Here is a 26,623-nt window from a genome sequence, read left to right as displayed (position 1 = left end):
TTGATGCTTATAAAAAAATAAAAATCTCCATTTCATTTCTATAGGATGAGATGGAGACTCCTTTGCTATTTATTTGATGGATAATGGAATGGTAACCCAAAATTGTACGCCTTGTTTTGTATTACTCATAGAATACGTGATAAAAAGGGATTCGAAAATTTGTTTTACAATATATAACCCTAAGCCACTCCCTCCCGTATTTCGATTTCTTGACTTTTCGATTCGATAAAATGGTTTGAAAATATGTTGTATATCTTCTTCTTTTATTTTGATACCTGTATTGACAACTTGCATTTGAATGTTGTTTTGTTTAGACTCCTTTGTTAACTTTATATAGACTTTTTCGTTGTGCGGTGAATACATAATTGCATTATGAATGATGTTTTTACAAGCTTTTTCTAAAAGAACACAATCTGTATAAATAAAAATGTCAGAATTGATTTCTTTTATTATTTGAATGCCTTTTTGAGAAGCGAAAAATTCGAGATTTTTTGTGATTGTATCTATTGATTTCGAAAGATTTACTTCTTCCACTTGAAGTTTAAAGGTATGCTGTTCCAATTTTGACATGCTTAAAATTTCGCGAACCAGTTGTTCCAGACTTTCAATTATTTGATAATTTTTCTTTAAATACTGGTCACGATTTTGATAAGGGCCGATATTATATATCATTCCTTCTAAGTATCCTTTCATAACAGTAAGAGGAGTTTTTAATTCATGTGCTACAATAGCAAAGAATTCCCTTCGCTTTGTTTCTATTTCTCTTTCTTTTTCAATATCACTTTTTAATTGCTGATTCGCTTTTTGTAAATCAAAAATTGCCTGTTGTAAATTTATGGACATATCATTCAAGCTATTGGACAATTCCCCTAATTCATCCATAGAACGAATCTCAATTTTTTCGGAGAAATCCAAATTTGCCATCTTTTGTGCACCTTTATTAATATAAATAAGTGGTTTAGTAATAAACCTTGAATAGAGATAAGCACTTCCTAAACCAATAACCAGTACAATGATACTAATATAGGGTAGAAAACGTACCAAAACCTGTGAAGCTTCATCGATTGGTTGAAATGTTGCGAACACCACAAGCGTTAAATTAACATCTTGGAATTGTATTGGCTCAGTAACCTCATATGAATTGAGAGAATATTCCAAATTATTTATTGGTACTGCTTTAGCGTAACCTTCTTGAATAGTACCTCCTTGGACAGTACTTTGAAGAAAAGGAGAATAAATAATTGTTCCTTTATTATTTTGGAGGTAGATCATTGCGTTATTTTTTTGTGCGTATTCATCAATAAGTGGTGTGGCATTTTGAATCGTAAGATCTTTAGATTTGGAAATTATTTCTTCTGTTCCTGTTTGAAGCTGATTTGTTTTATACTGCTCATAAAATGTAGGGAGAAAGAAGTATAACGTTAAGTAAATTAGTGTTGCAAAGGCTAACAAAATGAGGGATGTAGTCATAAAGAGTTTATAGGTAATTTTCTTCATCTTCATGATTTTTACAATCCTATTCATCAATTTTATAACCAATGCCCTTTACAGTTTTAATATAGGGTATATCTAATTTTTTTCGTATGTTTTTCATATGCGTATCAATCATTCGTGTGTCTCCGGCATACTCATATCCCCAAACTTTTTCTACGATATTTTCTCTTGTGAGTACCTTTTTTTCATTTTGAAGTAGTAGTTGCAAAATTTCAAATTCTTTTGTCGTTAAGGGAACTTCAGCTTTATTTACATATACTTTATATGCATCGCCATCAACATGCAGTTCTCTAAATACAAAATGATTATCCGTACTTTGATTATTACTTCTTCTCAGTACTGCTTCGACTCGTCTCATCAAAACATGAAAAGAAAAAGATTTCGTAGTATAATCGTCGATTCCAAGATCAAACCCTTTCATTTGATCTTGTTCCTCTTCTAGCGCAGTTAGCATAATAATTGGTATATTTGACTGACTTCGAATCATTTTGGCAACTTCAAATCCATTCAGGTTTGGCATCATCGCATCTAGAAGAATTAAATCGAAGGATTGCTTATTAAATTGTTTCATGCCCTCTAATCCATCTGATGCAACTATAACTTTATACTGTTGTGTCATTAAAAATTGTTTGATTAATTCTTGTATTTTTTGATCATCTTCTACCACCAGAATGTGATAGTTCTTCATAATATCACCTCTTGTAGCCAGTATAACCTTCCAATCTGGATTTGATATGGAGATGTATTAGAAATAATATAAAAACTTCACAAGAAAACTACATGTATTTCAAATCATCTCTAGATGCATGAAGATGGGTTATATACATAACAAGGCAGAGGGAGGTAATTAAGATGTCCCTGGAAGCAAACATCATTCTTTCTTTATTAGATATACAACTGTGGATGGCCCCTCATTCGAATAATAGACGCTTAAAAATAAAAATTAAAATCAGAACAATACCTCAATAAGTCTTCAAGTGTTAATAAAAGAAAACTGTATAAGTTGAGGGAATAAAGATTCAACACCAATGATTATCAATAATTGAAGTGCTAATGATTATATTAAAAAAGAACCTTCAATAGGTTCTTTTTTATAGTTGGTAAATATGTTATCAACAATAGATGGTAATAAAGATAGAAATCTAGACACTTTTTATTAATGGGCTAAGTTTTCTTAGGAAGAAATCTATTTCTCATGACTGATCGCTAGATATAATAAGATATATCATTTATTAATTTGGGTGGGTGATTTAGCTTTTTGAGTTTACCACACTTAAATTTAAATTTTGTTTAGGGACAAAATGTTAAAGTTATACATTCTGAATTAACAGAAAATTAAGGTGGTAAAAATCCTATTAAATCTTTTATCAGGTAACTCATATTTCTTTGGCCTTATTTTCATGGTATTACCGAACATTTATATGTCTCTAAGGGAAAGAAATACTTTAAGTTATATTACCATCTAATGTTTGATTAAGATGGTAACATGAAAGTAAAACGTTTACAACCAGAAAATAAAGAAAAAATATAAAAATCCGACTTTTTTCGACATCACTACTATGAGAGAAAGAATCTAAATTAAGTAAATCTTATATTTAGAGGGGGTATTTATCTTATAAATAACGGTTAAAACATTTACAAATGTTTCACGAGTAATTAAAAACGTCTAATATAAAATTATATTGTGACAATTTTAAACGAACATACTTTATAATTCATACTTAGACTAATAAATTAATTAATAATAAATTAAATATGCTATATTTAATAGAGTATAATATGGAAAATTTAACTATAATATTCCATATTATATATAATTATAAATCATTTAACATATTTGTTGCGGGAAATTTTGACATAAGATATTTTAAATATTAAGCACAGAAACATTTCAAAGAAAAAGAGCTATTTTAAAATGTACCCTAAAAACGTTTTCCTAAAAAGTAGTAAGATTTTGCAAATCGTTTCTGTGCCTAATTAAATGAAAATAATATAATAAATTGTTTAAAAGAGATGAAAAAAAGTTACTTTTATGGAAAAAAAATATATCCCGTACTATTAGAATTATGTCAAATTGCAATATACAAATTATATTTTTCTATCTTACAAATTGCACAAATACCATTATAGGTAACTTGCCTAAGTTTTAACATCACCTTCATCACTTTTTTTCCAATAAGATTAATAGGGTCAGAAAAATGTGTCGCTATCTACTATGAAAATATAAGAAATATGAAGAATTATTTATAAAAAAAGTAATATAGTAATAAAATTATTCGGCTGTTTATAAGTTGATTTTTAATGTTTTTGACGTTTTTCAAATGATTTTCATTTATTTTTATATAAAGAGGACATTTGTTGTGTTGTTTAAAGAGAAGGGCATAGGTGTTAACAGGTCATTTGTATATAAAATGTAAACAGTTGAGTTATTTATTCAAAGTATAACCACAAATAATCTATAAATTATTATATATTAATAAAGAGGTGTTAATGTTCATTATGAAATTAATAAAAGGAATATTCGTTTCTACGATTGCACTTACATCTTTTACAGGATTAGAGTTAATTAAAATTAATGAAGATCCCAATGTAGTGTATGCAGATTCGAAAGATTCTTCACAAAATATAAGTCAATTCCAGGGGGATATTAAAGAAGGAAATAAAATTATTTTAAAGTTTAAAAGTGAAGTGAATTTCCCGTATAAGGATAGACTCGAAAATCAAATAAAAGATGAAGATAGCGATTCGGAATTAGTAAAAATCTTCTCTGAATTTCCGCAGCTAACATTAAAGCGTTTATTTACATCTGTAAATCCGAAAGAGATTGAAAACATCGATAAACATACGAGGGAAACTGAAAATAATTCATCTTCTAATTTACTAGATTATTATATTGTAGAAGTGCCTAATAAAGTAACAGCTGAAACATTGATGGACAAGTTTAAGAAATCTCATCTTGTTGAACAAGTATATATGCAAGAAAAACCAACTCTTTTACCAGAAGTCCAATTACCTACTGTATCGCTTAACCCTTACGACGATCCAAGATTTTTAAACCAGGGATATCTTAAGGAAGCGCCATATGGGATTAATGCATCTTATGCATGGAGCATAAAAGGTGGAGATGGAAAAGGAACTACTTTTGTAGATATGGAGTATGGGTGGTTATTAGACCATGAAGATTTAGTAAATCAAAAAGTTGAGCTTATATCTGGTAGAAATATAGATCAACACGTTGGCCATGGAACTTCTGTACTTGGGATTGTTTCTGCTGAAGATAATAAGGTTGGTAATATAGGAATTGCACCAAAGGCTAAGGTAAAAGTTGTATCCCAAATAAGAGGTGATGGGTCGTATAATACGGCTGATGCGATAGTAAATGCTGTACATAATTTACAAGCTGGGGATATTTTATTATTAGAGGCACAAGCTTCTTATGATGGATATGGAGATAAATATTTACCTGTTGAAGTACAGCCAGATATCTTTGATGCAATACGAGCTGGAACAGATAAAGGAATTATTGTGATAGAAGCCGGGGCAAATGGTTCTAATGACCTTGATCAATTTAGAGATAGGAATGGAAAACAGGTATTAAATCGCAATAGTCCGGACTTTAAAGATTCAGGAGCTATAATGATTGGAGCCGCATCGTCAACTGTTCCTCATAAACGTTTATGGTTTTCAAATTATGGTAGTAGAATTGATGTTTATGGTTGGGGGGAAAACGTAGATACAACTCGTGCTGAACCTAATAGGATTACTAAAAATCTCTATACAACTGGCTTTAGTGGTACATCTAGTGCTTCTCCAATTATTGCTGGAGCAGCGACTTCAATACAAGGTGTAGCTAAAGAACATTTAGATCGTCCATATAAACCAGCTGAATTAAGAAATATACTAAGTAATCCAAATACAGGTACAAAATCTCAAAATCCGTTAACAGATAAAATTGGTGTTTTGCCAGATTTAAAGTCAATCTTGTCAAATTTGGGATATAGCCCAGATATATCAAATAATGTTTTAGAGGGAAACCAATTTGTATGGTCAATGAAAGGAATAGGAGATTTTGAGTTTGCAAAATTAGATTTTAATAAGACAAAAGAAGAAATACAAATTCAATTAAAAGCAGGTGTACCACATCATTACTTTGATAGTACATATGCGAGTGTGAAAGTCCAAAATTCATCTGGAAAAGTTGTATATAATAAAGATATTTATGGAAACAGGCAACAAAATGCTGAAATACAAAAAATTCCGGTGAAAGTCGGAGACTATATTGAGTTTACACATTTAGAGGGTGGAAACCGGGCAACTCTTATAAATGTGGATAAAAATATACAGGAGAGTTTTGGTAAGAAGATAGTGTATCAAGTTACAATTAATGGTCTTAAGAAAGTTGATCAAATTATTAATCCTAACCCAGATACGGAAGCTCCTACACGGCCTGAAGGATTACAAGCAACCAACATTACTTCAAATAGCGTAGAGTTAAAATGGAATTCATCAACAGATAACGTAGGTGTGAAAGAATATCAAGTAATACGTGACGGGAAATTCATTCAAACCGTACAGGGAACTACATTTACTGATAGTAAACTGACTGCTAACATAGAATACAAATATACTGTGAAGGCTATAGATGCAGCTGGAAATACATCGATTCAAAGTGATATTCTTCCAATTAAAACAAAAGATCAAAATGTATCTTATGAAAAATGGGATCCAAAGAAGGCATATACAAAGGGCGATAAAGTAGAACATCAAGGGAAAGTATATGAGGCGATTCAAAATCATCAAGGAAATGGTGACCCGAATTGGATATTTGCTTTATCGTTATGGAAACCACTTTCTTTGAATTTTTAAATTGAAGGGCATGGGAATTATTTTATATAAAGGAGAATCATGGAGCAGTCAAAGGTCAAAAACAAAAAAGGGAGGAAATTATTTTGAAAAAGATTTCATCTTTATTATTAACTATGCCGATTATTTTAGGAAGTATTGCTACGATTCCGCATACAAAGGTTTCAGCTGAAACAATGTCATTCAATCAAGAAACTTTCACTTTAGAAACATTGAATCAACAGACAGATCAAGCTATTGCAAATGGTAATTTTGGAGCTCATTTGAATAATCTCACAGCATATTTGAATGGAAATGTTGGGGATATGACTGAAGAGGACTTGAAAAAGAAGCTTGCAGACCCAGTATTTTCAGCAGCTTTGGCCCAGTGGCAATTTATATCACAAACAGGTGCTGCAACAATGAATGTATTTGCAAAAAAAGATGCTGATCATCAGAAATTTCTTAGCTGGGCTATGAAAAATACAAATGTGATGAATACCTATCTTGAGGGTGGTAGTCCAACTGGAAAAAATCCTGTAAATGCACTTGAGATATGGAATGCAATCTGGAATGCGGATGCAGATTCTCACGAAGGGTTGTTTTTGAGATTAGCGATAGCTACATCGTTAGCTCATGCTGAACCTATAAAATATTGGACAAACAATAAATCTATTAATCCATTAACAAGGTACCAACATTATAAATTAGCAGATCAAAATAATGAGTTACTTCCTTGCTTTAGAACATATGATGTTTGGCATTTAAGATTAGTAGTGAATACTTGGTCACCAGAAGAAGATTTAACCTGGGCAAGAAATATGATTAATACGGAACATCCGGAACTTAAAAATCAAGATAAGGTAGGAGAAAGTGCATATTTAATTAATTATGTAACCCATAACAAAGATGGAGTTAGCATTCATACCGGAAATGATGCATTCTACGGTTTAGGTTGGAATCTTTCTTCCATTTATAAATTTGGTGGGGTATGCGGTAATATTTCGAAGTTTGGTACGCAAGTAAGCCAAGCATTTGGAGTAGCAGCTATGCCTGTTGGACAACCTGGACATTGTGCACTTATATGGAATAACAAGCCATCTTCTTGGAATTTAGGAAATGATATATCTGGATGGAGTCAGTCGAGCCGTCATGATGCAACTGTTATTCCTTGGTCAGATAATAGCCCGACAAATCAAGTGCCGTATATGTTACTATTTGAAAATGCTGAACGTGACCCAGTAAAACTAGATCAATCAGAGCGATTACGCTGGTTAGCGAAAGCGATGACTTCAACAGATAATAAAATTGCAATTTATAAAATATCCACCAATATTTTACCAATCAATTTTTTAGTATGGAAAGATTACGTTTCTCTTATGTTACAAAATCCAAATGTAACAGATGCTGATTGGAAAGAATTAAATAACAGTATCATTTCTGTTTTTGCGAATGAACCGCGACCGATGATGGATCTTATTACTCAAATAAAAGACCATGTACCAAATACAGATGGTATCTTAGAAGGAGACCAATTTGCATGGTCACTGAAAGGGATTGGTGATTTTGAATTTGCGAAAGTAAATCTAAATAAATCAACAGAAGAAATGCAAATTGATCTAAAAGCAGGTGTACCACATAACTATTTTGATAGTACATATGCAAGTATTAAAGTGCAAAACACATCAGGTAAAGTGGTCTATAACAAAGAGGTTTATGGGAATAAACAGCAAAATGCTGAAACACAAAAAGTTCCAGTAAAGATCGGCGATTTTATTGAACTTACACATCAAGAAGGCAGAGAGAGGGCAACATTAATAAATTTAGATAATAATAAACGTGAAAGCTTTGATAAAAAAGCGATGTATGAAGTTACAAAGGATGGCTTGAAAAAAGTAAATCAAATTGTTAATCCGAAACCAGATACAGAGGCTCCCACACAGCCACAAGGATTATATGCAAGCAACGTTACTCCTAACAGTGTAGAGCTAAAATGGAATCCTTCTTCAGATAATGTAGGTGTAAAAGAATATCAGGTATTACGCGATGGACAATTGATTCAAACGGTACAAGGAACGACGTTTACTGATCAAAATCTAACAGTTAATAAGGAATATAAATATGCAGTGAAGGCTGTAGATGCAGCTGGAAATACATCAATTCAAAGTAATATTCTCCCAATAAAAACAAAAAATCAAAATGAATCTTATGAAAAATGGGATTCGAAGAAGGCATATAAAAAGGGAGATAAAGTAGAACATCAAGGGAAAGTGTATGAAGCTGTTCAAAACCATCAAGGAAATGGTGACTCGAATTGGATATTCGCTTTAGCATTATGGAAGCCACTTACATAGGAGACTGATATATATTGAAACTATGCTCAAATGTTTATGGTAATTATGGAGGTTCTTCGTTTTAAGTAATGAGATAGTTTGATTCACCTTTTATACATTATTTGAAAAAGAACTTGTAGTGATTTCTACAAGTTCTTTTTGTTTTGCTTATTGTATTTAGAGTAGAAATTTTTAAATATAGAAGCCATGAAGAAATATGATATTAAGTGTTCTTTATTTTATAGACTTGCTAAACAGTATGAAGAAGTAAAAAAAGGGAAACCTAACGAATAATTAAGGTAACAATTGGGGATTACGTTCTGTTTTTATATCATTAACATCCTAATTTACAATTAACCGGATATGTAGTGGGTGTTCTTCAGAATACAATTGTTGTAGATATTAAAGAGATAATGGGAATTGAAGTAGATGATGTAACTTTACCCATAAAGTGCCGCTAAAGGAAGCATATCTTTGCCGGAAATCACATGTTTTTGAGGAGATTTAGTTGATTATTCGCGGGGAAAGGAAGTATATCTTTGCCGTGGATTAATTATTAACCCATAAGCTTGCCGTGAATGCTGTTGGTTTGTAATAAAGTTTGATCAAAAGCATGCTACAAAAATTGATTTTTCAACAGAAGAAACCCAAACATTTCGAAAAAAGTTTGATCAAAATGCTTGGGTTATTTGTTGCTAGTGAATAATTTTTTATAAAAAAGTTTAATCATTTTTCTACCTGTGTTTGCTCAACAATCGCGCCCTTTAATGGAAGAGTGATCTACAATATCAGAGTGAAATAGTCACCTGATTCATAGAAAAACCCCGGTTTATACTGTAATCCGTGCCATAACAAAGCATTAGCCAGTTCCCATTTGTTCAATTAATTGAAATGCTGTCGGAGGTGGACCATTTTCGAGCCTCAAGCGAATTAAATTAGCACACTCTTCAGGGTTTAGTACTGAAGTATCGATTTCTAAGTCATAAATACCGGGCTCATGGACGGACTCTTGCCATAGTTTTACTGGTAATGGGATTGAACCACCTTCTGAGTAACCAACTTTCCATGTTTCTATCCGTCGTTTCATAATAATTTCAATTGGACAATGTACCCCCACAAACATAACTGGCAGTCCCTTTAGTATCTGTGCACATTCGGGCAGAATTCCCCGTGGGACGGAATAATTGTCATGATGACCGACATCAACTACGACGTTTATCCCTAAACGACTGTGTGTAGCAATAGACTCATACATGGCTTTATACATAAGTATAACCAAGGGCTCAATATCGGGGCGCTCGCCACCAGGACGTAATCCAATACCTGGCTGATAGCGTTCTGGGGTCATTTGCATGAACCAATCTACTCCTAAGTTCATCCACACACCTTTAAACGTGCTCTGGATTACAGTGGCGATGCTGGATTTCCCAGATCTAGGGGTGCCGTTCATAATAACAATTTGACCAGGTTTATCCATTGGTAACATACAGGAATACCCCTTTCATGATTCTACCTTGTAATCTTAACTCCGATTTTCCCTTTAAAGGAATAACTTACAAATTCAAGAATAATCCTCAATAGTCCTTTCTTATTTCACAATCTGGCCCTTTAGTGGAGTAACTTTATTGCTACTCAACAGTTCCTTAATCCGCCTTTCAGTTCAGATCCTCTTTTCACTATAAAAACATCCCTTTAGATAAACAGATCCAAAGGGACAAAACATCGCGTCTTTTTTATAAACACTGTGACTTTATTTAAAAGAGACATTAAAAATATTCTTCAAATCCTGGAAGCATAAGTTTGCCGCAAACAAAAAGAACCATAAGCTTGCCGTTCCGGCAAACTTATGGTTCATATCACAGATGATGTTAGGCAAGTAGTAAAACACGGTTACTATCATAAAGTGGATCAAAGGCAAATAAAAAATAATGTTTCATAAAAGTGCTCGTAGATATATCTAAGAGCACTTTTTATGATGAAGTTACTGGATTTTTGGAGATGATGAATACCAGCTGTTAAATAGTAATATATTCATTTAGCAAAAGAATCTAAATAGAGCCTTTTTTTCGAGTATGCTTAATATTTACAAATTGAGAACAAGTTTTACAAAAGATACAAAATATGATGCCGAATATGGATGGTATTGAGGCGTGTATGAATTTCAGGGAAGACCGCAATATGCTTATCATTATGCTATCTGCAAAATCAGAGGATATAGACAAAATTCAGGGTTTAGCCTCAGGTACCGATGATTACTTATCAAAACCGTTTAACCCATTGGAATTAATCGCTAGAGTGAAGTCCCAATTAAGAAGATTTAAAAAATACAATACGTCAATAGAACATAATAAAAGCATTCATTTTGATCTTCTTGGCTTAATCAGTTGTCAGTGGCTCAAAAAAAGGAATCATGGTCTTACCCCTTTTAGATAGCCCTAATGGGTATAAAATTTATAAGTTTTTTAGTTAATATGTAAAATGGATATTATATTTAATGAAGCGCCCTGTAAACAGGGTGCTTTTTCAATTATATCCTATCCTACTCCTCCAATTGGAGAATCAACATACTATTTTAAGTAAAGAAAAAAAGATGGATACCATCTCTATTACGTTTATTAATTTAGAAACAATAAATATACACTTTAATGGATACTTATTGCGTTTTAGGGAGGATATAAGATATCATCTTTTTTAAATAAGTAAAATATAAAACACTAAACGAACTTTAAAAATTACACCTAAATTAAAGGAGATTACGAAATGAATACAATCATGATTGTAGAAGATGATATGAAAATCGCTGAATTACTGGGAACTCATATAAAAAAATATGGATACCAAAGTGTTATTATAGAGGATTTTGAAAATATCTTAGAAATATTTCAAAAGATAAAACCAGATTTAGTGCTATTAGATGTAAATTTACCTAATTTTGACGGTTATTATTGGTGTCGCCAAATACGAGCTATTTCTACATGTCCAATTGTATTTCTATCTGCAAGGAGTGGAGAAATGGATCAAGTTATGGCTTTAGAAAATGGCGGTGATGACTACATTACGAAACCTTTTTATTATGAAGTTGTAATGTCTAAAATCCGTAGTCAACTCAGAAGAGCATACGGTGAATATGCTCCCAAAGTAAAAGAACGAATAGTTGAGCAATCAGGACTACACCTGTTTCCAGAAAGAATGGAACTTCAACTAGATAATAAGACAATTTTACTTACTAGAAAAGAAACAACTTTATTGGAAATATTGATAACAAAGTCTCCGCTCCTTGTAAAACGTGAAGTGATTTTAGAACAACTATGGGATAGTTCATACATAGACGAGAATACATTGAGTGTAAATATAGGTAGAATTAGAAGGAAATTGCAGGATTTAGGTATTGAAAACGCACTGGAGACAGTTCGTGGTGCTGGATATCGATTGCATGCTACTTGGGAGAAGGAAGGGAAGGAATAATGAAATTATTTTTACAAGAACATATTCCACTCATTTGCTATACATTTGCCCAATTGCTTATCATTCTTTTTATATATTGGTTCGATGGTTATCCACATATTTTGACAGCATTATATTCTGTATTTTTGGGTATTTTTTTATTAATGGGTTATTTAATATATCGTTATTATAGTCATCGTTCATTCTACAAGCGTCTATCAACACCAATGGAAGCTTTAAATGAATCAATAAAAGATAGTGATTTGACTCCCTTATCAATGGCCTTAGAAACATTACTACAAACTCAATATCAATATTATCAAAACAAATTAAAAAAATGGGAACGAAAACAACAAGAACAAATGACTTTTATGAATCAATGGGTCCATCAAATGAAAACACCTCTTTCTGTTATTGAGTTAATTACACAGGATGCAGATGACTCTCGATTTGACAGTATTAATGAAGAAACGGAAAGAATCAAAAAAGGATTAGAAATGGTCTTATATGTTGCTCGTCTAGAAACATTTGAACAGGATTTTCATGTGGACAGATTGCAGTTATTAGGAATGATTGATTCTGCTATTCATGAAAATAAACGTCTATTTATACGTAGTTATGTGTATCCAGAGGTAAAAGTAGATCCGAATCTTATTGTAGAAACAGATAAGAAATGGTTTCGATTTATACTCAATCAAGTACTGTCAAATGCAATAAAATATTCATCAAGTAAGAAAGAGAAAGTAATAGTATCGGCGTATTCAAAAGGAAGAGCAATTATTTTGGATGTAACAGATAATGGAGTGGGTATTCCTACCACTGATTTACCTCGTGTTTTCAATCCATTTTATACTGGAGAAAATGGTAGGAAATTTAAAGAGTCTACGGGAATGGGATTATATCTTGTTAAAGAAGTATGTGAAAAATTAAATCATAAGATTGAGATAGAATCTGAGGTGGGTAAGGGAACAAATGTTAGAATCATATTCCCATTTGCATCTCGTTAACCGATGAAAGGTGTACCTTTCATCGGTTTTTTCTTTTGAATCTTACAAACTTGTTAGATAAATGTTAGGGAAATCGATATTAGACATACTATATATAGGTTACACTTCATGTATCGAAAAGAGAAATGGAAGGTGAAATACTTGTGGAGATACTACATGTTTCAGATTTAGGGAAAGTTTATCCAGGGAAAATTTCTTATACAGCATTATCCCATATTGATTTAAAAATAAACAAAGGTGAATTTGTAGGAATTATGGGACCATCTGGGAGCGGTAAAACAACGCTTTTAAATATGGTGTCTACTATAGATGCACCAACATCAGGAGAAGTATTAATCCATGGAGAAAATCCATATCTGTTATCTCCAGATCAGTTGTCTTTATTTCGAAGACGTGAATTAGGGTTTGTTTTTCAATCATTTAATCTCCTTAATACATTAACAGTGAAAGAAAATATTGTTCTTCCACTTACACTTGATGGTGTAAGCCCTAGAGAAATGGAAGGGAAAGTTGAAGCTATTGCTAAAAAACTAGGGATAACTGAAATATTAGATAAACGTACGTATGAAATTTCAGGTGGGCAGGCACAAAGAACAGCAATCGCGCGTGCTACTATTCATAATCCAAAATTATTACTTGCGGATGAGCCTACAGGAAATCTGGATTCAAAATCTGCTTGTGATGTGATGGAATTATTGACAAAGCTTAATAAAGAAAATAGTACAACGATGATGTTAGTCACTCATGATGCAATGGCTGCCAGTTATTGTGATCGAATTGTGTTTATCAAAGATGGACAGTTATACAACGAGATTTACTGTGGAGATAATCGTAAAGTATTCTATCAAAAAATTCTAGAGGTTTTAGCATTATTAGGAGGAAATGCACATGACTTTTCGGCAGTTCGCGCTTAACAACATCATTCGAAGTAAACGAACATATATGGCTCATTTTTTTAGTAGTACATTTGCTATTATGATTTTCTTTACTTATGCACTACTTGCATTTCATCCTAATTTACAAGGGGATCTTGCTGCCAGTGTAACAATCAATACATTTGCAAAATCAGGATTACAGATATCGCAGGGATTAATATTTTTCTTCTCATTCTTCTTTATCCTATATTCTGTAAGTGCATTTTTAAAAACAAGAAAAAAAGATTTTGGGATACTAATGCTGCATGGGATGTCACGTTCACAACTGAATACATTAGTATTTATTGAAAATATAATAATTGGCATCGTTTCTATTTTAACAGGAATTACAATTGGATTGGCGTTCTCTAAGTTTATCTTAATTATGAGCAACAATCTATTAATGATTGATAAAGGACTCCCATTTTACGTACCCTTTCAAGCAATTGGAATAACATTTGGAGCTTTCTTGTTGCTCTTTTTATTTATTTCTCTATTTACTTCTCGACTAGTAAATGTAGAACAACTAGTTGAATTAATAAAAGCAGAGGATAAGCCAAAGCCAGAACCTAGAGCATCCTTGTGGTTATCCTTATTAGCCCTCATTTGTATTGGACTAGGATATGCGGCTGTTTTCCATAGTGTTAAAGCAATACATTACAAGGATATAAATTATTTATTAATCATGTTGGCAATAGGGGTGAGCTTTGTTGTACTTGGGACTTATCTTTTATTTACACAGCTCAGTGTGTATGTGCTACGTACATTAAAGAAAAGAGATAATATTTTCTTTAAGAAAACAAATATACTCACCATCTCAGATTTAGTGTATCAATTAAAAGATAATGCAAAAATGTTTTTTATGGTCACAATTATATCAGCTGTTGCCTTTACTGCAGTGGGGACTTGTATGGGGTTAGGGAATTCATCCATGGCGGAATCGGATAGTCCCTTTGCATTTACTTATCAGTCTAATAATAAAAATTCTTTAGAAAAAGAGCATCTAAAAAAAATAAAAAACGAACTCAATAATAGTGGGTTTAATTTCAAACAAGTAACTTATTCAATAAAACAAATTCCAGATACCATTTATAACAGTAATATATTATTAAGCGTTATAAAACTAAGTGATTATAATAAGTTAGCTGAGGCATTTGGTTTTGAAAAAGAAAGTTTAAAAGAAGAAAATGATAGTTTTGTCATTCCTTCAAGAAAAGTAACTAAAACAAAATCTAATCAAAATAACTATCGATTGTCGCATAGAAATATAAAAATAGATATGCATGTAAATAAAACACTAACGCCAAAAGAACTACAAGATACAAGTATAACGACAGTTATTATACCAGATGCTGTATATAATAAAATGATAGTGGACCCAGAGGATCACCATAGTGAATCCACTATTAATGGTTTTATTGTGAAGGATTGGGAGAAAACGCAAAATGTTGCAGAAAAAATTATATCTGCAATTCAGAAAGATAATGAAGGTATAAAAGAGCCTATAGTATACAACGAACAATATACATTCTTTTCTTTAATTTCTAAATGGATAGTGATGAAGCAAGGTTTTGGACTTGCATCCATCATGAGTGTATTAATAGGGATTGTTTTCTTTACGTTTGCTGCAAGCTTTTTATATTTCCGATTATACACAGACTTAGAACGAAATCAGCAGCAATATAAAATGATAGCAAAAGTTGGTTTAAGTAAACCTGAATTAAAGAAAATTGTGTCACGTCAACTTGCATTACTATTCTTTTTACCCATTGTAATAGCAATTACACATAGTGCAGTAGCTTTTACGGCCTTACAAGAATTAGCCGATTTTTCAGTCTTGGGTAGTTCAATTATGGTATTAATTTGTTTCTTAGTTTTGCAAATTATATACTTTTACGTTGTTCGTGCTCAATACTTGAAAAAAATGTATAAAACAATTTTTTAATTCAAATATAATTAAACGAAGGAGAATATAGGTTGAAAAAAAGACTTGGATTATTAATAGTATCTGGTATTTCGATTGCCATGTTAGGAGCATGTTCATTATTTGGTACAAAAAATTCCCCAGCAAATGGGCTTTCAATAGAGGTAGAGCAGTTAAATGAACAAACAAGAAATTCTATTATAGACCTATACAAAGATATAACCATATCACAAGACGAATTCAAAATAAAAGAGGGTAGCATTGATAATAACAAACTAAACATAAAGCTCCCAACACAGTTTGGGGATGCTGGGGCGGATACTCCTAGTAATTTACTATTTATTAGTAGAACAACTGCTGAAAAAATGGTCAAGAAGGGGCTTATACTTGAAAGAGATAATAATCAGGGGGACATATCTTCAGATCCTGTGGATTCATTACCAAAATCAAAAAAAGGTGAAACTATCTTATTTGCAAATAAAGAATATAAGGATTTAAAAGAAATAACATATGATGCGAAAAAAATGAGTACACAATACGCAGGTGATGTATGGCTAGCGCCATATCGTGGTGGATCCAAAGTAATCCTATTAATAGTAGATGATACATTATTTAAAGAAATAAATGGGAAAGAAAAGACTAGACAGATCCTATCTTTTAATAAATCTTTTGGGAATCTTAATTTAGTCAATCAAGGGAAAGCACCAGAATTAAAAAAGGAAATAGATAAAGTGAATAAGGCTTTAGGCACTGAGGACAAGGGAGCCGTTCATTTTGTAAATATTACAGAAAATTAAAAGAGTAGAAAATGTTTAGAAGATATTAATCATCTTTGAAAAATGATTTATTGATTTTTCAAAGGTGATTATTTTTAAGGATAAAAATAAGTGGACCTGATTTTTTAGTCATAATAAAAAATTTAAAACTTAACAAGTACGCTCACAGACTGAATTAGAAATGAAAAAATTGATTGGAATGATTTATGTTAATCGTGATAATGAAAGTAATGGATCAATTAAACGATACAAAAAAGATTTGTTTCATTGGTATAAGTATATAATTCAAACAAATGGCGAAATTATTGTTTGATAAAAAACATTTTAGACTATTAGGGGTGCGGAAGAGATTCTGCCTATAAGGCGAAATTATTTACAAAAACAGTTAAGAAGACCTTATGTTATATTTTAGAGAAAGCATTCGTAGCGGATGCTTTTTTCTTTTTTTAACTGTTTAATTGCTATAGGATAAGCCGGATTCTTATCGATTGTTATCACACGTGGCTTTGAAACATAAAAAGACCGCAAAGCTTTCTTGAAAAAGTGCTTTGCAGCCTTTTGGTCTCTTGTTTTGCTTAGACAAAAATCGATTGTGCTTCCTTTCGAATCAACAGCACGGTACAGGTACAGCCATTGTCCTTTAACTTTTATATATGTTTCATCAACTTTCCAAAGATCATTGTTTTGCTGCAGGTGATGACGAATTCGTTTGTCCAATTTAGGTCCATACTGATGAAACCAACGCATAATCATGGTATGAGAAATGATAGCGTTTTTTTTCTTATCTTTCTATGCAATCATAAACCATTTATCTCGAAAAAGTGAGTGGGGAAGAGAACGAATGAAAATCATAACGCGTCAGCTTATGTCAATGATATTCTTGTCTTTAATTAAATTAGTCTTTATATCTATTCATAGTGTGTACTTTATACTGTCCATTGGCGTTAATTACAATGGTAATATAAAAAAATAAACAAGGGAACAAATGAAACTTGTATCTTGTCTATATATTGAAACCATAATAAAAGTGAGGGCAGTTTTTATGTTTATTCAAATAAGTTTGAGGTGTGAAAATGGAACAGACGTTTATTGAAAAGTGTAATCATGATGAGCTGGACTATGTTATAAAAGACTATTGGCAAGATGTATGGAATTATTCATTTATTATTACGAAAGATCCACATTTATCAGATGATATCACGCAAGATGTATTTATAAAGATGTTTAAAAATTGGAATTCATTTCGAAAGGAGTCATCTATTAAAACGTGGATATTAAAAATCACAAGAAATACGGCAATAAACTATTTGAAATCCTCTTATTTTAAAAGGATATCTTTAATAGGATTTTTTAGTGACGATAAGCAATCCCTGTCAGCAGAACAAGAATTTTTTAACCAAGAAGAGATGAATGAGGTGTGGAAGGTTGTATTAAAACTACCTAAAAAGCACCGTGAAATAATTATATTGGACGCAAAATATGAATTATCATATGAAGAAATGGCTGAAACATTAGGAGTATCAATTGGAACAGTCAAATCTAGATTAAGCCGAGCAAGAAGTAAAGTTTCAAAACTAATAGGGGAGGGTAGTAGTGATGAACAGTAAAAAAAATCCTGACTGGTATAGTAAATTGAAAAAAGGCCCAATGGAGCATCGGAAAGATGAAGAAGAATTTATTTATAAAATAAAGCAATCGGTATATCAAAATAGTGAAGTGGATTCTGTAACAAATAAGAGACCATTTCGTAAAAAAGTATTGCCTGTTGTAGTTGTGTTGGTTTGTACAATGTTATTTTTTATTGTTCAACAACCTTGGCCGGATGATAATAAATCACCGGTAGAAAGTAGTACTCAAATTAACCCTAAAACAAAAGATGAATCTGCTCAAGATCCATCATTAAAACAATTTATGAATGATTTATATCAAAGCACAAATTCAAAAAATGAAAATGACCTGTATAAAGCGTTAAATGATGAAGTTCTATTTAAAGGGAAGAGTTATAAGAAGGATGAATTGAAGTTTGATGAAGATATTTTTCATGAGTTGCAAGTTGCCCTTGCAATGGGGGGAGAATTTGTAAATGATAAGAAGAAAGTTTACAAAGTGCCAAGTGGAATGACAGAAAGTAATCAATCAAAGCAAGAACACTATATATATGCAACTGTTACTGGAAACAAAACGAAAATTTTAGCTGAACCAAAACGAGAATCAAAAGTTTTATATGAAGTATCTAATGAAATGGTAAAAGCTTGGATCCCGGAAAAAGTGCAAAATGATAGATATATTAAAATATCGACTATTAACGGTGATACTACTGGATATGTACAAAAAAAGTACGTGTTAACTGATATTAAATATTCATTTATGCTCGAAAAGAATAATGAAGGTATATGGAAAATAATAAATATAGATTCTATATGGTAAAAGAGGAAGGTTCACTTTTATGAACCTTCCTCTTTGTTTTTATTCTCTTTTTGAAGTGTATGCCAGAACTCTAAAACTTCTGCTGTAACGAGAGCAGCGATGTTTTTTTCTGAATTACTACCAGGAATAACGACAGAAATGGCGATTTGTGGATCTTCGGTAGGAGCATATGAAATGAAAAGAGAATGATTTATCATTCTTTCTTGCTCATTGGGAGAACCTGTACTACCCGTTTTACCTGCGACATGAAAAGGTAAATTTTTAATTTCTTCTATATTTTGACTCATTCCACCTTGCACGACACGCCAAAATTCCATAGGATAACGGTTTGAACTTTCTAAAATGGGTTTAAACTTTTTTGTTTCCTTACCGTCTTGACCAATAGTAGCACCTACAATTTGAGGTTTGTATTTATCACCTTTACTTGCCAAAGTTGCTGCATATTGAGCGAGTTGAAGAGGAGTATGCACTTCATTTCCGCCCCACGAGGCATTTAATAAAGCGGAGATTCCATTTTCAAACTTATTAGAAGGATGGAATTCATATTGTCCGTCTTCTTCAAAGGGTAAATCAATCCCGGTTTTAGAACGTAGGCCGAATTGCATTAAATAATCTGTCCATATATGTGCCACTTTCTCTACATTTCCATTATTTTGGTTAAATAATGGTAGAGCTACTTTTGCTGTCATAAATGTATTAGATGAATTAATGATAGCTTGCCTCGGTGTAATCTCACCTGTGGGCGTTCCAGGTGCATTTGTAATGTTATTTTGATTATCATACTGAAAAGTACCTTTATCTAAATAAGTATCTTCAGGTTGAAAAAGCTTTTCGTTTAATCCAATTAAAATAGTAAGTGGCTTTATAGTAGAAGCCATATTTACATAAGATTCACCATACTTTAATTTTTGAATTGCTTTATTTTGCGAAAGTGATTTTATGTTATCTATTTTAGTTGATACATGTGTATGTAATATATTTGGATCAAAAACTGCTGAGTTGGCCATAGTTAAAATTGCGCCAGTTTTTGCATCGCTCACTACAGCATAACCAGCTTTAGCATCAGGTGTTTTCTTAATTTGAGATCTTAATGCTTCCTCTGTTTTTTGCTGCAATTTAGAGTCTAGGGTTAGCCGGACATCTTTTCCTTTTTGTACGTTTTGAATGTTCCAGAAGAAGTTTTTATTACCAATCTTAAAAATAAGAGTTTTTCCTGATTTTCCTTTTAAATCATTTTCATATTGCAGCTCAATCCCACTTTTTCCAACAAGCATATGCTTTGAATTAAGGTCATTTTCTACATACCCAACTACCTGTGAACCAATTTCCTGTTTAGGATAATATCGAATCCATTCGTCTTCAATTATTACATTATTAGGTTTGTTTTTGTTTATGAATGCAAGTTCATCCTCAGTTATATCAGAGTATAACGGTATATCATTCATAGTTTGCTTTTTACAAGATTGTTGTAATTGTGATTTTATGTCCTCTACCGAAATGTCATGTTGAAATTCTTTTGAAAATTGATTGAAAAAAGCTAATGTGTTTGATGCATCTTGTTTCGATAGCTTTTTATCATTAGAAGTGCAATATAGAGACTTAACTTTCTTATTTATAGCTAGTATTACACCATTTTGATCAAAAATCTTTCCTCTTTCAGCTGAAGAAGTTGCGATAGTAATTGAAATGAAGTTGATTTTTAATAAAATTAGTAAAATCAAACCTACAATAGAAAGAACCACAAAAAATCTCCATCTTTTTGTATGTAACATATAACCCTCCCTTATGTATCCTATTTCATCTTATAGTTAATTATTTTTTTTGTAAATGTGGAACAACCTTATTACTTAGGTTTTCTATTAAGTATTACAGCGTGAAGAAAGGAATAATTAGCATGAAAAGTTACTAACAAGTCTATTTATAAGTTTAATATGAGTCAGACAGACTATAACTTGGGTTTAGAAAACAGTTTTAAAGTGCTTTCTAAAAGACAATACAAATTTTTAACGATTATTATTTTATAATTTATGCTTAATTAAATACGAAAATTTTCTTCAAAAGATACACAGATTGACTATGTACTGTTTATATCAGGAATGTAACGAAACATAAGCACAATATGTACAATTCTCCAACTGCGCTAGTATGGTGATTTTTATTAACGGCAAAATAACTTTTAAAATACGTAAATATGTTTATATGAGTCAATAAATTTAATAAAATCTTTAAAAAATTTTTAGATAAAATTTCTTTTTTCTTTCTATATTTATTCTATAATTTATGCATAAATATGAAAAATGCTTTTAAAAGATCCACAATTTTCTGTAGTGTTTATATCGGAAGTTTAAAGAAAAGTAAACAAAATATATTTACTTCACTCACTACACTAGTATAGTCATCTATATTAATAACAAAAGCTATAATTTACAAGGAGAACACCTTATGAGTAAGAGAATAAACGAATTAGAATCAAATGAGGACTAGCGGCTATAACAGTTATATTTGGACATTTTTGTTTAATGATAACATAATTTGGAGATGCAAATTTTCTTGTTTTGTGTATTTGCTTTTCTTGGCTTGATTGTGAGGGGGTCTTACCCCTTTTTAGTAGACAAAAAGAAAAAGACTAAGTTATCAGTGTGTTTTGATATTCAATTGGGGCACAATGGTTTAATTTTTGGTAACTGTGGAACAAATTTATTACTTAGATTGTCTATTAATTGTAATCCTAAAAATATAGTCGAACAGTAATAATGGGGTGATTTCTGCTAAAAGTAATGTGATAAGAACAATATTTAAAGTTAGATTACCTAAAAAAAGAGTTCAAAAATTTAAAGTTTACCCTACTTTTTATTTTAATAGTTCCTTCTATCCTATACGTATATATGTACAATTCTCCCACTACACTAGTATAGTGGCCTTTATTAACAGTAAAATCTACAATTTACAAGGAGAAGACTTTATGAGTAAGAGAATAAAAGAGTTAGATTCTATACGGGGATTAGCAGCTATTACAGTGGTAATCGGACATTTTTGTTATTAGCTCAAGAAATGCGCATCTTTATCGTGTTTCCCTTGTTATTCCTTCTGTTTTATAAACAGAGTTGGAAGAAAACGATACTGTTTGCTATGAGCTTTTCTTTAATTGGTATTTTCCTTAATATGTTGCATATTGGGAAAGCTGAGGGATTTTATAATGGTTATGCCGATACACTGCATTTCACATCTATGTTTATGGTCGGAATGTTACTTTTTAAGCATCAGGAAAAACTTATCCATTTATATAGAAATATGAAAAATTTAAAAAGAAATCTTCTTATCACACTAGGAATCTTTCTATATGTATACTCTACTGGAATTTTGCTGATTTCTCGTAGTGATACGGCTTTCCTATTAAAGGATTGGGGTGTCGTAATTGGCGTTAGTATACTGATTATAATGGCCATGAATAATCTAAAGGTAAAAGAAATTTTAAATAAGAGTGTATTTGTTTACTTAGGAGAAATTTCATATAGTATCTATTTATGTCATTTTCCAATCATGATGGTACTATTTAAACTTTTGTATACAAAAATACCTATCCTTTTCCTTCTTATCTTATGTATTACAATGACAATACTTTGTTCTATAGTATCGTATCATTTAATTGAAAAGAAATGTATCAATTGGGCAAAACAAAGAACAGCAAAGTTCAAAAAAAGTGTGACATTTGTAGGGGTACGGAAACGATTCAAAGAATAACCCGCTTTGAAAAAACCTCCAATTCAGGCGGTTGTTTTTTCTTTAAATTCCTATATTAAACTTTACACCTAAAAAAATAATTTTGAGTCCAAAGAGGTACGGATTTTTTATAGGAGGAGGAGTAATGTATGAAGCATACGATTAAAAAACGATTTATTATATTATTCTTTATTAGTATTTTAGGTTTAGGAACCATGTCTGTAATATTTTATGTTAAGCATAAAACCAATATTCAAAGAAATAAAGCGATTGCTACCGAACAACGTTTATTGCAATATGAGCTAACCGTGAAAAGAGAATTAGAAAAATATAATTTAGAAGGTAAAACAGCAGTTTTATTAGGAATTATGTACCAAGAGAGTAGAGGTGGGGGAAACGACCCTATGCAGTCTTCTGAATCACTGGGATTAAAGCCAAATGAAATTCAAGAGACAAGCTTGAGCATTGAACAAGGGGTCAAACACTTTGCTCAAATGTACAAATATGGAACGGAAAAAGATGTTAGCATGGAGACAATTATTCAAAGCTATAATATGGGACCAGGGTATATTGATTTTATTGCTAGTCAAGAAGTTAAACAACACTCGGAAGATTCGGCCAAAAATTTTTCTAAGATGAAAGTTGATCAAAATCCAGAGATGTACACTTGTGGTGGAAATAAAAAAAATTTTAGGTATCCATATTGTTATGGTGATTTCACATATGCAACAAGGGTGAATGAAAAAGCAAAGCTTATTGAAGAACTTCTCCGAAAAAATTCAAAGAGTAATTCAGAAAAATTATAATGTAAGAATTTTAAGATTCGTGTGAGGTATTTATTAAACCAGGTCATAGTGATACCCGTATTCTAAAAATGGTCTGACTACATGCCTGGTTCAGATGAGTTTGGAGTGACTCATGCAAAGTAGACAGGACTTAAAAAGCACTCCACCAAGTCACGAGAATTTAGGTTTTACCGTAGGTACCATTTCACGTTCAACAAAATAATATTAGGCTCATAATGTCTCCATTTAAATAAACTTTCCTTATCCACACTAATCAGTCACCCTTTAAAGTAGCCTCATCAGTATGGATAATTTTGAGAATGTTCAATATCTCCTTATTATTGTAAAATTATATTAATAAATGTTAATGTACACATAAAAAACAGGATAGTTCCTATAAGAAGTAAATACCACAATGTCTAGGGGGTTGAAATGGTGGGGAAAATAGTTTTTTTAAAAAAATTAGATAAGAAACTAATATTCATTTTATTCATATTATGTATCACCAGTATTGTTGCAATATACAGCAGTCAGCAAACCGGGCAATATGGTAACCAAAATTTTGCTATGAAACAAATGGTAAATTACGCCATAGGTTTTGTTCTATTATTAATTGTTGCCAATATCGATTTAGATCAATTACAAAAATTAGCTTGGCCGATTTATATTGTGGGGTTCATCTCAATTATCATTTTAAAGGTATTACCAGTGTCAAGTTTTACACCTGAAATATTAGGGGCAAAAAGATGGTTTAGATTTCCAATTATTGGTGCTATTCAACCAGCTGAATTTTTTAAGCTTGCCTTAATTCTTCTGGCCGCAAGTTTAGTCGTAAAACATAATGCACAGTATATGGCACGGACATTTCAAACTGATTTACTTTTGATTGGTAAAATATGTTTGATAACTATTCCACCTGCGTTACTTGTATATAGTCAACCCGATACGGGAATGGTGTTCCTATATATAGCAGCCATTGCATGTATTATATTTATGTCAGGAATCCAAAAAAAGTTAATCGTACTATGTGCAGGAATTCCGATGACTGTATTGTCTGCTTTAATATTTATATACGTAAAATATCCAGATATTTTCTTCAATAAGTTAGTTACTTTATTAAAGCCCCATCAACAATCGCGAATTTTAGGCTGGTTAGATCCATTTCAGCATACAGATCAGGGATATCAAACTCAACAATCAATTTTAGCTGTTGGTAGTGGGGGGATAGAAGGAAAAGGCCTCGGTTCTGGAAATGTTTATATTCCAGAAAAACATACTGATTTCATTTTTGCCACAATTGCCGAAGAAGGCGGTTTTATAGTTGCCACTTTTATAATATGTATATTCTTCTTAATGCTTTCCCGAATACTTATAATTGGTAATTCCGCAGATAATTTATTCGGCACCTTACTATGTGCAGGAATTGTAGGCGTTCTAATGTTACAATTTTTTCAAAATATCGGTATGATTGTGGGATTAATGCCTGTCAAAGGTATTGCACTTCCATTTTTATCATATGGAGGAAGCTCTTTATTTTCGAACATGTTAATGATGGGGCTTATTTTATCCACACGAAAAACATACAAAGAATATATGTTTTCAGTGAATCAGCACTAAATATCAAATAAGAAGTACTTATACCTTAAACTATTCGTAGAATAATACGTGATGAATAAAAAAGGTTACAGAGCTATAATCAAGTATTGTTAATAGACCGAGGGAGGAGAATAATAAACATTCTTCTCCCTTTGTCTGTAATTAGAGTTTGCATATATAAATATACGTTGTAAGGAATTGCAGGAATGAATTTTAAGGTTACAAAGGGGGAGCACGCACATTTTAACGTTTTTATACGCTAAGGGATTCTCAAAACTCCATAACGCGAGTTAAATTGAGAATCAAATTACATCTAGTTTGATTCATAAAAGATTGGCGTCATAGACTGCTGGATAAAAACACAGGGTTTTATCTCTGTGTTTCTTCAAATTTTCGTTTTTGAATATAAGCTTGAGCATGGATAATTTCTTCCTGAAGTTCTTTTAATTCTTTCATAGATTCTGTTTCAATAGTCATGTAGGTAGTAACTAAACTAATCATCATATCCATCTTCTCTACTATATTTTGAATGACCTGTACAGATTGCTCTTTTTTAGGGTGTTGTATTGCTGTTAATACATCTTCCATATAATTGTTCTTTCTTTTCTGGATATCATAAATAAACTGTTTTGTGTTTGAGTTCAGTAGTTTTTCCTCCTCTTTAGATATCTTTCTATTCTATCATATTTAAATGGGAAACATTGGATTTTGTGGAATTTACACCAGCCTAATTGCTTAACGTAATCTATATATTTCTAAAGAGATGATAAATATATATTTTTTATCAAACTTGGAACTTTATCATGATTACTGTCCAATATATATAGTGAAATCAATTTTAAGGAGGTTGCCTGTTTGGCTAGTAATGACAACATAAGCAACTGGATAGACCGTCTGTTATCCGGTGACGAAGAAGATTTTGAATATATATTTGATTTAACAATTCAGTGAATATATGACACCGTATTTGCTATAGTTAAAAATGGTTATGAAACAAATGAATTTGTAAATGAGGTTTACTTTCAACTATGGAAATCAATCTTAAAATATGATCAATCTAGGCCTTTTTATTTTGGTTAAATGGCATTGTCTATAAACAAATTAGTCAATGGCGTTTACATAAATAACTGTAGAGAGAAAAACTTTGTTATGGGGGTGTTTAAAATATTAAGTTGATAGGCAAGGGGTAGCACCACATGCCCATCAAGCTAAAAATGGATTTTCTATGAAAATCCATTTTTTTAGTTGTGCCACGATTACCGTTTCTGTTTCGTTATCAGATAAGCTCAAATTTCTTCCTCATCTTAAAGTGGAACAAATTTATTACTTAAATTGTCTATTTAGTACACTTTTTAAATATG

16 protein-coding genes and 8 pseudogenes are annotated in these 26,623 nt (G+C 31.6%); 17 read left to right on the top strand and 7 right to left on the bottom strand.

Translation table 11 applies throughout. The features are described 5' to 3' along the window. Window positions 1-69: 69 nt before the first annotated feature. Together KZZ19_RS28455 and KZZ19_RS28450 are read right to left on the bottom strand one after the other, a co-directional pair. Entirely contained in the window at window positions 70-1,503 is a 1,434-nt protein-coding gene (locus KZZ19_RS28455) for a sensor histidine kinase (RefSeq protein ID WP_237982409.1), read from the bottom strand. A gap of 13 nt (window positions 1,504-1,516) precedes the next feature. Continuing rightward, complete coding sequence (locus tag KZZ19_RS28450) at window positions 1,517-2,182, bottom strand: response regulator transcription factor (protein WP_237982408.1); 666 nt, start codon at window positions 2,180-2,182, stop codon at window positions 1,517-1,519. 1,811 nt (window positions 2,183-3,993) lie between these two features. Between KZZ19_RS28450 and KZZ19_RS28445 the strand changes: the two genes are divergently transcribed. From KZZ19_RS28445 to KZZ19_RS28435, 3 genes and pseudogenes are all read left to right on the top strand, one after another. Then, complete coding sequence (locus KZZ19_RS28445; protein WP_237982407.1) at window positions 3,994-6,360, top strand: putative mucin/carbohydrate-binding domain-containing protein; 2,367 nt, start codon at window positions 3,994-3,996, stop codon at window positions 6,358-6,360. A gap of 83 nt (window positions 6,361-6,443) precedes the next feature. Then, window positions 6,444-8,690: a putative mucin/carbohydrate-binding domain-containing protein gene (locus KZZ19_RS28440; RefSeq protein WP_237982406.1), complete on the top strand. Its 2,247-nt coding sequence runs from the start codon at window positions 6,444-6,446 to the stop codon at window positions 8,688-8,690. 269 nt (window positions 8,691-8,959) lie between these two features. Continuing rightward, window positions 8,960-9,130 (top strand): annotated as a pseudogene (locus KZZ19_RS28435) (DUF2187 domain-containing protein). A 398-nt stretch (window positions 9,131-9,528) separates the two neighbouring features. On the opposite strand, the gene KZZ19_RS28430 reads toward KZZ19_RS28435, so the two are convergent. Continuing rightward, the gene (locus KZZ19_RS28430; RefSeq protein WP_226546325.1) at window positions 9,529-10,155 is read right to left on the bottom strand and encodes a chloramphenicol phosphotransferase CPT family protein; all 627 of its coding nucleotides are present in this window, start codon (window positions 10,153-10,155) and stop codon (window positions 9,529-9,531) included. 375 nt (window positions 10,156-10,530) lie between these two features. Between KZZ19_RS28430 and KZZ19_RS28425 the strand changes: the two are divergent. From KZZ19_RS28425 to KZZ19_RS28390, 8 genes and pseudogenes are all read left to right on the top strand, one after another. Next, window positions 10,531-10,608: pseudogene (locus KZZ19_RS28425) on the top strand (DUF2187 domain-containing protein); the annotation flags it as partial. 182 nt (window positions 10,609-10,790) lie between these two features. Next, window positions 10,791-11,027: pseudogene (locus KZZ19_RS28420) on the top strand (response regulator); the annotation flags it as partial. Window positions 11,028-11,429: 402 nt separating this feature from the next. Beyond that, a complete protein-coding gene (locus tag KZZ19_RS28415; protein WP_237982405.1) occupies window positions 11,430-12,134 on the top strand; it encodes a response regulator transcription factor in 705 nt (234 codons plus the stop codon). Next, complete coding sequence (locus KZZ19_RS28410) at window positions 12,134-13,120, top strand: sensor histidine kinase (protein WP_237982404.1); 987 nt, start codon at window positions 12,134-12,136, stop codon at window positions 13,118-13,120. Before KZZ19_RS28415 ends, KZZ19_RS28410 begins: the two co-directional genes overlap by 1 nt. 143 nt (window positions 13,121-13,263) lie before the next feature. After that, a complete protein-coding gene (locus KZZ19_RS28405) occupies window positions 13,264-14,034 on the top strand; it encodes an ABC transporter ATP-binding protein (protein WP_098654308.1) in 771 nt (256 codons plus the stop codon). After that, the gene (locus KZZ19_RS28400) at window positions 14,009-15,979 is read left to right on the top strand and encodes an FtsX-like permease family protein (RefSeq protein ID WP_237982403.1); all 1,971 of its coding nucleotides are present in this window, start codon (window positions 14,009-14,011) and stop codon (window positions 15,977-15,979) included. The genes KZZ19_RS28405 and KZZ19_RS28400 overlap by 26 nt, the downstream gene beginning before the upstream one ends. Before the next feature lie 32 nt (window positions 15,980-16,011). After that, window positions 16,012-16,755, top strand: a complete 744-nt coding sequence (locus KZZ19_RS28395) for a lipoprotein BA_5634 family protein (RefSeq protein ID WP_237982402.1) — start codon at window positions 16,012-16,014, stop codon at window positions 16,753-16,755. A gap of 142 nt (window positions 16,756-16,897) precedes the next feature. Next, window positions 16,898-17,047, top strand: a pseudogene (locus tag KZZ19_RS28390) (6-phospho-beta-glucosidase); the annotation flags it as partial. A gap of 116 nt (window positions 17,048-17,163) precedes the next feature. Here KZZ19_RS28390 and KZZ19_RS28385 read toward each other — a convergent pair. Beyond that, window positions 17,164-17,499: pseudogene (locus tag KZZ19_RS28385) on the bottom strand (IS6 family transposase); the annotation flags it as partial. A 308-nt stretch (window positions 17,500-17,807) separates the two neighbouring features. On the opposite strand from KZZ19_RS28385, the gene KZZ19_RS28380 reads away from it, so the two are divergent. Both KZZ19_RS28380 and KZZ19_RS28375 read left to right on the top strand, forming a co-directional pair. After that, entirely contained in the window at window positions 17,808-18,341 is a 534-nt protein-coding gene (locus tag KZZ19_RS28380; protein ID WP_237982401.1) for an RNA polymerase sigma factor, read from the top strand. Then, on the top strand, window positions 18,331-19,161 hold the full coding sequence (locus KZZ19_RS28375) for an SH3 domain-containing protein (RefSeq protein WP_226546330.1): 831 nt from the start codon (window positions 18,331-18,333) through the stop codon (window positions 19,159-19,161). Before KZZ19_RS28380 ends, KZZ19_RS28375 begins: the two co-directional genes overlap by 11 nt. A 17-nt stretch (window positions 19,162-19,178) precedes the next feature. Here KZZ19_RS28375 and KZZ19_RS28370 read toward each other — a convergent pair whose 3' ends face one another. Then, window positions 19,179-20,933 (bottom strand): peptidoglycan D,D-transpeptidase FtsI family protein, encoded by a 1,755-nt coding sequence (locus KZZ19_RS28370; protein ID WP_348638048.1) that lies wholly within the window; start codon window positions 20,931-20,933, stop codon window positions 19,179-19,181. Window positions 20,934-22,200: 1,267 nt separating this feature from the next. On the opposite strand from KZZ19_RS28370, the pseudogene KZZ19_RS28360 reads away from it, so the two are divergent. Beyond that, window positions 22,201-22,902 (top strand): annotated as a pseudogene (locus tag KZZ19_RS28360) (acyltransferase family protein); the annotation flags it as partial. Between the two features lie 128 nt (window positions 22,903-23,030). Further along, a complete protein-coding gene (locus KZZ19_RS28355; protein WP_050845111.1) occupies window positions 23,031-23,687 on the top strand; it encodes a lysozyme family protein in 657 nt (218 codons plus the stop codon). A 170-nt stretch (window positions 23,688-23,857) separates the two neighbouring features. Here KZZ19_RS28355 and KZZ19_RS28350 read toward each other — a convergent pair. After that, window positions 23,858-23,935: pseudogene (locus KZZ19_RS28350) on the bottom strand (IS6 family transposase); the annotation flags it as partial. A 163-nt stretch (window positions 23,936-24,098) separates the two neighbouring features. On the opposite strand from KZZ19_RS28350, the gene KZZ19_RS28345 reads away from it, so the two are divergent. Further along, a complete protein-coding gene (locus KZZ19_RS28345; RefSeq protein ID WP_016083336.1) occupies window positions 24,099-25,283 on the top strand; it encodes an FtsW/RodA/SpoVE family cell cycle protein in 1,185 nt (394 codons plus the stop codon). Window positions 25,284-25,631: 348 nt separating this feature from the next. On the opposite strand, the gene KZZ19_RS28340 is transcribed toward KZZ19_RS28345, so the two are convergent. Then, window positions 25,632-25,907, bottom strand: coding sequence for a hypothetical protein (locus tag KZZ19_RS28340; protein ID WP_050845109.1), 276 nt, complete (start codon window positions 25,905-25,907; stop codon window positions 25,632-25,634). 210 nt (window positions 25,908-26,117) lie between these two features. On the opposite strand from KZZ19_RS28340, the pseudogene KZZ19_RS28335 reads away from it, so the two are divergent. After that, window positions 26,118-26,377 (top strand): annotated as a pseudogene (locus KZZ19_RS28335) (sigma-70 family RNA polymerase sigma factor); the annotation flags it as partial. Window positions 26,378-26,623 lie beyond the last annotated feature (246 nt).

This window comes from Bacillus thuringiensis, from assembly GCF_022095615.2.
Taxonomy (GTDB): domain Bacteria; phylum Bacillota; class Bacilli; order Bacillales; family Bacillaceae_G; genus Bacillus_A; species Bacillus_A cereus_AG.
Note: the sequence above shows the minus strand (reverse complement) of the source record. Positions and strands in the feature narration are given on the sequence as shown.

Bases quoted from the DNA above. Each gene is read 5' to 3' on its own strand.
- KZZ19_RS28400 (WP_237982403.1), top strand. From the start codon at position 14,009: ATGACTTTTCGGCAGTTCGCGCTTAACAACATCATTCGAAGTAAACGA.
- KZZ19_RS28410 (WP_237982404.1), top strand. From the start codon at position 12,134: ATGAAATTATTTTTACAAGAACATATTCCACTCATTTGCTATACATTT.
- KZZ19_RS28375 (WP_226546330.1), top strand. From the start codon at position 18,331: ATGAACAGTAAAAAAAATCCTGACTGGTATAGTAAATTGAAAAAAGGC.
- KZZ19_RS28345 (WP_016083336.1), top strand. From the start codon at position 24,099: ATGGTGGGGAAAATAGTTTTTTTAAAAAAATTAGATAAGAAACTAATA.
- KZZ19_RS28430 (WP_226546325.1), bottom strand. From the start codon at position 10,155: ATGTTACCAATGGATAAACCTGGTCAAATTGTTATTATGAACGGCACC.
- KZZ19_RS28370 (WP_348638048.1), bottom strand. From the start codon at position 20,933: ATGTTACATACAAAAAGATGGAGATTTTTTGTGGTTCTTTCTATTGTA.
- KZZ19_RS28450 (WP_237982408.1), bottom strand. From the start codon at position 2,182: ATGAAGAACTATCACATTCTGGTGGTAGAAGATGATCAAAAAATACAA.
- KZZ19_RS28445 (WP_237982407.1), top strand. From the start codon at position 3,994: ATGAAATTAATAAAAGGAATATTCGTTTCTACGATTGCACTTACATCT.
- KZZ19_RS28355 (WP_050845111.1), top strand. From the start codon at position 23,031: ATGAAGCATACGATTAAAAAACGATTTATTATATTATTCTTTATTAGT.
- KZZ19_RS28380 (WP_237982401.1), top strand. From the start codon at position 17,808: ATGGAACAGACGTTTATTGAAAAGTGTAATCATGATGAGCTGGACTAT.
- KZZ19_RS28455 (WP_237982409.1), bottom strand. From the start codon at position 1,503: ATGAAGATGAAGAAAATTACCTATAAACTCTTTATGACTACATCCCTC.
- KZZ19_RS28415 (WP_237982405.1), top strand. From the start codon at position 11,430: ATGAATACAATCATGATTGTAGAAGATGATATGAAAATCGCTGAATTA.